The 6,838-nt window shown below is 71.2% G+C and carries 6 protein-coding genes; 1 reads left to right on the forward strand and 5 read right to left on the reverse strand.

All coding sequences use genetic code 11. The features are described 5' to 3' along the window. Positions 1-82: 82 nt before the first annotated feature. The gene (locus GTW67_RS22385; protein ID WP_161166593.1) at positions 83-1,393 is read right to left on the reverse strand and encodes an MFS transporter; all 1,311 of its coding nucleotides are present in this window, start codon (positions 1,391-1,393) and stop codon (positions 83-85) included. Then, positions 1,390-2,040: a GntR family transcriptional regulator gene (locus tag GTW67_RS22390; protein WP_161166594.1), complete on the reverse strand. Its 651-nt coding sequence runs from the start codon at positions 2,038-2,040 to the stop codon at positions 1,390-1,392. The genes GTW67_RS22385 and GTW67_RS22390 overlap by 4 nt, the downstream gene beginning before the upstream one ends. Positions 2,041-2,239: 199 nt before the next feature. Here GTW67_RS22390 and GTW67_RS22395 point away from each other — a divergent pair, with 199 nt between their 5' ends. Continuing rightward, on the forward strand, positions 2,240-3,175 hold the full coding sequence (locus GTW67_RS22395; RefSeq protein ID WP_161166595.1) for a D-alanyl-D-alanine carboxypeptidase family protein: 936 nt from the start codon (positions 2,240-2,242) through the stop codon (positions 3,173-3,175). A gap of 75 nt (positions 3,176-3,250) precedes the next feature. Here the strand turns inward: GTW67_RS22395 and GTW67_RS22400 are convergent, their stop codons facing one another. From GTW67_RS22400 to pdhA, 3 genes are all read right to left on the reverse strand, one after another. Then, positions 3,251-4,675, reverse strand: a complete 1,425-nt coding sequence (locus tag GTW67_RS22400; protein ID WP_161166596.1) for a dihydrolipoamide acetyltransferase family protein — start codon at positions 4,673-4,675, stop codon at positions 3,251-3,253. A gap of 10 nt (positions 4,676-4,685) precedes the next feature. Then, positions 4,686-5,651 carry an alpha-ketoacid dehydrogenase subunit beta gene (locus GTW67_RS22405; RefSeq protein WP_161166598.1) on the reverse strand — a complete coding sequence of 322 codons (966 nt, stop codon included), beginning with the start codon at positions 5,649-5,651 and terminating at the stop codon, positions 4,686-4,688. Between the two features lie 31 nt (positions 5,652-5,682). Beyond that, a partial coding sequence (gene pdhA, locus GTW67_RS22410; RefSeq protein ID WP_161166597.1) for a pyruvate dehydrogenase (acetyl-transferring) E1 component subunit alpha occupies positions 5,683-6,838 on the reverse strand: 1,156 nt, incomplete at its 5' end.

Raw genomic sequence — 6,838 nt, forward strand, 5'->3', positions numbered from 1 at the left:
GGGGCGGCACGGGTGGGCGCAGCGGCACCCGGCTAGCGCCGGGCCACCCGTCCCACCCCCGCCCCGCACCAGCGTCCGGCGCCTACACAGGCACGTGCACCGTCTCCACCCGGCTGGCAACCAACCGCTCCCGCTCCCGCAGAGCCGCCCGCTTCCGCAACCGCAGAATCTGCGAAACCCCCACCGCCTGAAGCACGAACACCGAAGAGAACGCCACCGTGTAGTCGTCCCCCGTCGCATCCAGCAGCACCCCGACCGCGAACAACGTCGTCATCGACGCCACGAAGCCCCCCATGTTCGTGATCCCGGACGCCGTCCCCTGCCGCTCCGGCGGATTCGCCGGCCGCGCGAAGTCGAACCCGATCATCGACGCCGGCCCGCACGCCCCCAGCACCGTGCACAGCACGACCAGCAGCCACATCGGCGCGTGCTCACTCGGATAGGCCAGCGTCGCCGCCCACAGCAGCGCCGTCGCCCCCACCGTGCCGAGCGCCAGCGGCAGCCGCGCCCCGTGGTGCCGGGCGATGATCTGGCCGTAGACCAGACCGACCGTCATGTTGGACAGCACCACCAGCGTGAGCAGCCCCCCGGCCGTGCCCCGGGACAGCCCCTGCGCCTCGACGAGGAACGGCAGGCCCCACAGCAGCAGGAACACCATCGCCGGGAACTGGGTGGTGAAGTGCACCCACAGCCCCAGCCGGGTGCCCGGCTCCCGCCAGGACGCGGCGATCTGCCGCCGTACGTACGCGGCCCCCCGGTGCGACACCGGTTCCGGCTCGTGCCCCTCGGGGTGGTCCTTCAGGAAGAGCACCAGCAGGACGAGGACGACCACGCCGGCCAGCGCGCTGCCCGCGAAGGCCGCGGTCCAGCCGATGCCGTGCAGCAGGCGGGCCAGGACCAGCGTGGAGACCAGGTTGCCCGCCATGCCGACCAGTCCGGCGAGCTGGGCGACCAGCGGCCCGCGCCGGGCCGGGAACCAGCGCGTGCCGAGCCGCAGCACGCTGATGAACGTCATCGCGTCGCCGCAGCCGAGCAGCGCCCGCGAGGCGAGCGCGGTGCCGTACGTCGGCGAGAAGGCGAAGCCCAGCTGCCCGGCCGTGAACAGGACGACGCCGATGCCCAGCACCTTCTTCGTGCCGAGCCGGTCGACCAGCAGGCCGACGGGTATCTGCATGCCGGCGTATACCAGCAGCTGGAGGATGGAGAAGGTGGACAGGGCGGAGGCGTTGACGTGGAAGCGGTCGGCCGCGTCGAGGCCGGCCACGCCCAGGGACGTACGGAAGATGACGGCGACGAAGTACACGGCGACGCCGATGCCCCAGACGGCCATCGCGCGCCGCCCGCCCGGCGGGTCGCCCGGCAGGGTGCTCTTGCCCGGCACGGCGGAACTCATCGGACCTCACCCCGCGCCAGGTGCGAGAACCAGCCCACGTGCCGGTGGACCACGCCGACGGCCGCCTCCGCGTCCCCGGAGCGCAGCGCGTCGAGGATCTCCTCGTGCTCCGTGAGCGTCTTGGCGATCCGGTCGGGGTGGGAGTGCATGACGGCGACGCCCATCCGCAACTGGCGGTCGCGGAGCTGGTCGTAGAGACGGGAGAGGATCTCGTTGCCGCCGCTGCGGACGATCTCGGCGTGGAAACAGCGGTCGGTGACGGAGGCGCCGGCGAAGTCCCCCTCGGCGGCCTGCTCGCGCTGGCGGGCGAGCAGGTCCTCCAGCCGCTCGATGAGACCGGGCGGGGCGGGTACGGCCTTGCGCGCCGCGTGCTCCTCGACCAGCAGCCGCGTCTCCACCACGTCCGCGATCTCCTGCGCGGAGACGGGCAGGACCAGGGCGCCCTTCTTCGGGTAGAGCCGGATCAGCCCCTCGACCTCCAGCCGCAGCAGCGCCTCCCGCACCGGGGTGCGCGAGACGCCCACGGCCTCCGCGAGTTCGCCCTCGGTGAGCAGCGTCCCGCCCTCGTAACGGCGCTCCAGGACGGCCTGCTTGACGTGGGTGTACACGCGGTCGGCGGCGGGGGGTTGCTTCACGGCCATGGTCATGCCCACAGGATAGATACAACAGGGACGCAAGAGGGGTTCCGTCCAGCATCCGGACGTACATCCACCCATCAGGGGGAAGCGCACCAAGAGAGCACAACCGTCCGTGCTATTCACGTGTCCCACAGGCGCGGCCCATGCTGGATCACGAGCGCAACGGGGCCACACCATTGGGGATTTCACAACAATCGGGGTATCTCAGTTGATAAACGGCATTCAGGGCATCCGTCTTCGCCGAGCCGTCGCCGTGGCCGTGACCACCGGCGCCGTGCTCGCGTCCGGAGCCCTCTCCACCGCGCCCGCACTGGCCGTCGCACCCGCGCAGGCCGCGTCCGCCCCCGCGCGGGCCGCCGCCGCGCCCGCGATCGCCGCCAAGGGCGGCTTCGTGATGAACGACGCGACCGGCGCCGCCCTCTACACCAAGGCCGCGGACACCAGGCGCTCCACCGGATCCACCACGAAGATCATGACCGCCAAGGTCGTGCTCGCCCAGCCCAAGCTCAACCTGGACGCCAAGGTCACGGTCCAGATGGCCTACAGCGACTACATCGTCTCGAAGAACGCCTCGTCCGCGCGCCTGATCGTCGGCGACAAGGTGACGGTCCGCCAGCTCCTGTACGGCCTGATGCTGCCGTCCGGCTGCGACGCGGCCTACGCGCTGGCCGACACGTTCGGCACGGGCAAGACCCGGGCGGAGCGGGTGAAGTCGTTCATCGGCAAGATGAACGCGCAGGCCAAGAGCCTCGGCCTGAAGAACACGCACTTCGACTCGTTCGACGGCATCGGCAACGGCACCAACTACTCGACGCCGCGCGACCTGACGAAGATCGCCAGCAGCGCCATGAAGAACTCCACGTTCCGCACGATCGTCAAGACCAAGAAGTACACGGCGAAGACGACGACGAAGAGCGGCGGCACCCGCACGATGGCGGCGTGGACCAACACCAACACGCTGCTGAGCAGTTACAGCGGCGCGACCGGCGTGAAGACCGGCTCGGGTCCGGAGGCCAAGTACTGCCTGGTCTTCTCCGCGACCCGGAAGGGCAAGACGGTGATCGGCACGGTGCTCGCGTCCACGTCCTCGACCCAGCGCTCCACGGACGCCACGAAGCTGCTGAACTACGGCTTCACCAAGTAGGACCGGCATCCGGTACGACGGAACCGCGCGCCCCGTGGCGGGACGCGCGGTTCCGTTTCCTTCGTCGAAGGGGCGTCACGCCCAGGTGAGCAGCCGCTTCGGCTGTTCCAGGATCGCCGCCACGTCGGCGAGGACCTTGGAGCCCAGCTCCCCGTCGACCAGGCGGTGGTCGAAGCTCAGCGCCAGGGTGGTCACCTGACGCGGCTTCACCTTGCCCTTGTGCACCCACGGCTGGAGCTTGATCGCGCCGACCGCGAGGATCGCGGACTCGCCGGGGTTGAGGATCGGCGTGCCGGTGTCGACGCCGAAGACGCCGACGTTGGTGATGGTCACCGTGCCGCCCTGCATGGCGGCCGGGGAGGTCTTGCCCTCCCGGGCCGTCGACACCAGCTCGCCCAGCGACTCCGCGAGCTGCGGCAGCGTCTTGGCGTGGGCGTCCTTGATGTTCGGCACGATCAGACCGCGCGGGGTCGCGGCCGCGATGCCCAGGTTCACGTAGTGCTTGACCACGATCTCCTGGGCGGCCTCGTCCCAGGACGCGTTGACGTCCGGGTTGCGCCTGATCGCGACGAGCAGGGCCTTGGCGATCAGCAGGAGCGGGTTCACCCGCAGGCCCGTGAACTCCTTGTCCTGCTTCAGCTCCTCGACCAGCTTCATCGTCCGCGTCACGTCGACCGTCACGAACTCCGTGACATGCGGCGCCGTGAACGCCGAGCCGACCATCGCCGCAGCCGTCGCCTTGCGCACGCCCTTGACCGGGATCCGGGTCTCGCGCGCCGTGTCGTACGACACCGCGGGCGCCGGGACCGCGGGCGCGGGCGTGGCGGCGGGGGCCGCCTCGGGCGCCTCGGCCGGTGCGGTCGCGGGCGCCACCGCCGCGTGCACGTCCTCGCGCGTGATGACGCCGTCCGGGCCCGAGGGCACGACGGTCGCCAGGTCGACGCCGAGGTCCTTGGCCAGCTTGCGCACCGGCGGCTTGGCCAGCGGGCGCTCGCGGGTGACCGGCCCGTGGCCGTTCATCTCGGCCTGGATCGCGGCCGAGGCCTCCTGCGCCGGGGCGCCCGGGCTCTTGCGCGGGCGGCGGCGGGTCGAGGAGGTGGCGACCCCGTAGCCCACGAGGACCGGCTGGCGGCCCTCCGGCTTCTTCTCCTCCGCCTCGGCCGGTGCCGGCGCCTGCGCCGCGGGCGCCTCGGCCGGTTCCGGCGCGGCCTCCTGCACCGGGGCGGCGGCGGCCGCGGCGTCGCCGACGGCGACCGCGATGATCGACGTGCCCACGTCGACCGTGGTGCCCTCGGGGAAGTGCAGCTCGCGGACCACCCCGTCGTAGGGGATGGGCAGTTCGACCGCGGCCTTGGCCGTCTCGACCTCGCACACGATCTGTCCGTCGGTGACCGTGTCACCGGGCTGGACGTACCACTTGAGGATCTCGGCCTCGGTGAGTCCCTCGCCCACGTCGGGCATCTTGAACTCGCGGACGGAGCCTTCAGTCATCGTCGTCAACGCCCTCTCCTCAGTACGCCAGCGAGCGGTCGACGGCGTCCAGCACCCGGTCCAGGTCGGGCAGGTACTCCTCCTCCAGGCGGGCCGGCGGGTACGGCGCGTGGTAGCCGCCGACCCGGAGCACCGGGGCCTCCAGGTGGTAGAAGCAGCGCTCGGTGATCCGCGCCGCGATCTCCGCGCCCGAGCCCAGGAACACCGGCGCCTCGTGCACCACGACCAGGCGGCGGGTCTTCTCCACCGACGCCTGGATGGTGTCGAAGTCCAGCGGGGAGATGGACCGCAGGTCCACCACCTCCAGGGACCGGCCCTCCTCGGCCGCCGCGTCGGCGACCTCCTGGCAGAGCTTCACCATCGGGCCGTAGGCCACCAGCGTGAGGTCGGTGCCCTCGCGGACCACCCGCGCCTTGTGCAGCGGGCCCGGGATCGCCTCGGTGTCGACCTCGGCCTTGTCCCAGTAGCGCCGCTTGGGCTCGAAGTAGATCACCGGGTCGTCGCTCTGGATGGCCTGCTGCATCATCCAGTACGCGTCGGCCGAATTCGACGGCGAGACCACCTTCAGGCCCGCCACGTGCGCGAACAGCGCCTCCGGGGACTCGGAGTGGTGCTCGACCGCGCCGATGCCGCCGCCGTAGGGGATGCGGATGACGACCGGCATCTTGACCTTGCCCAGCGAGCGGGCGTGCATCTTCGCGAGCTGCGTGACGATCTGGTCGTAGGCCGGGAACACGAAGCCGTCGAACTGGATCTCCACCACCGGCCGGTACCCGCGCAGGGCGAGGCCGATGGCGGTGCCGACGATGCCGGACTCGGCCAGCGGGGTGTCGATGACCCGGTCCTCGCCGAAGTCCTTCTGGAGCCCGTCGGTGACGCGGAAGACGCCGCCGAGCTTGCCGACGTCCTCGCCCATGATCAGGACCTTGGGGTCCGCGTCCAGCGCGCGGCGCAGCGACTCGTTGATCGCCTTGGCCAGCGCCATGCTTGTGGATGTCACGGTTTTCGCTGCCATGTCAGACCCCCTCGGCCTCTGCGAACGACGCCTGGTAGGCGGCGAACTGGGCGCGCTCCTCGTCGACGAGCGCGTGCCCGTCCGCGTACGCGTTCTCGAAGATGGCGAACCGGTCCGGGTCCGGCATGGCACGGACCACTTCGCGCACTCGTTTGCCCAACGCCTCGCTCTCCGCCTCCAGTTCCCCGAAGAATCCCTCGTCCGCGTGGTTCGAGGACTCCAGGTAGCGGCGAAGGCGCAGGATCGGGTCCTTGGCCTCCCAGGCGGCGCGCTCGTCGTCGTGCCGGTAGCGGGACGGGTCGTCCGAGGTGGTGTGGGCGCCCATGCGGTAGGTGAAGGCCTCGATCAGCGCCGGGCCCTCGCCGCGCCGGGCGCGCTCCAGCGCCCACCGGGTGACCGCCAGACAGGCCAGCACGTCGTTGCCGTCGACCCGGACGCCGGGGAAGCCGAAGCCCTGGGCGCGCTGGTACAGCGGCACGCGGGTCTGCTTCTCGTTGGACTCCGAGATCGCCCACTGGTTGTTCTGGCAGAAGAAGATCACCGGGGCGTTGTAGACCGCGGCGAAGTTGAACGCCTCGCTGACGTCGCCCTGGCTGGAGGCGCCGTCGCCGAAGTAGGCGATCACGCCGGAGTCCGCGCCGTCCTTGGCCACGCCCATCGCGTAGCCCGTGGCGTGCAGCGCCTGGGAGCCGATGACGATGGTGTAGAGGTGGAAGTTGTTGCTGTTGGGGTCCCAGCCTCCGTTGTTCACACCGCGGAACATGCCGAGGAGGTTGGTCGGGTCCACCCCGCGGCACCAGGCGACGCCGTGCTCGCGGTAGGTGGGGAAGACGTAGTCGTCCTCGCGGGTGGCGCGGCCGGAGCCGATCTGGGCGGCCTCCTGGCCCAGCAGCGAGGCCCACAGGCCCAGCTCGCCCTGACGCTGCAATGCGGTGGCCTCGGCGTCGAAGCGCCGGGTGAGCACCATGTCGCGGTACAGGCCGCGCAGCTCGTCGGGGGTCATGTCGGCGACGTACTCGGCGTACTCCGCGTAGGCCGCCTTCCTGACGCGCTTGCCCTCGGGCGTCAGCAGCTGCACGAGCTCCGTCGCGGAGCCCTTCCCGGCAGCGGTGCGGGTGGTGCGCCTGGCGCCGGTGGTGCCGGCCTCGGTGCCGGTA

Source organism: Streptomyces sp. SID5910 (assembly GCF_009862125.1).
Lineage (GTDB): Bacteria > Actinomycetota > Actinomycetes > Streptomycetales > Streptomycetaceae > Streptomyces.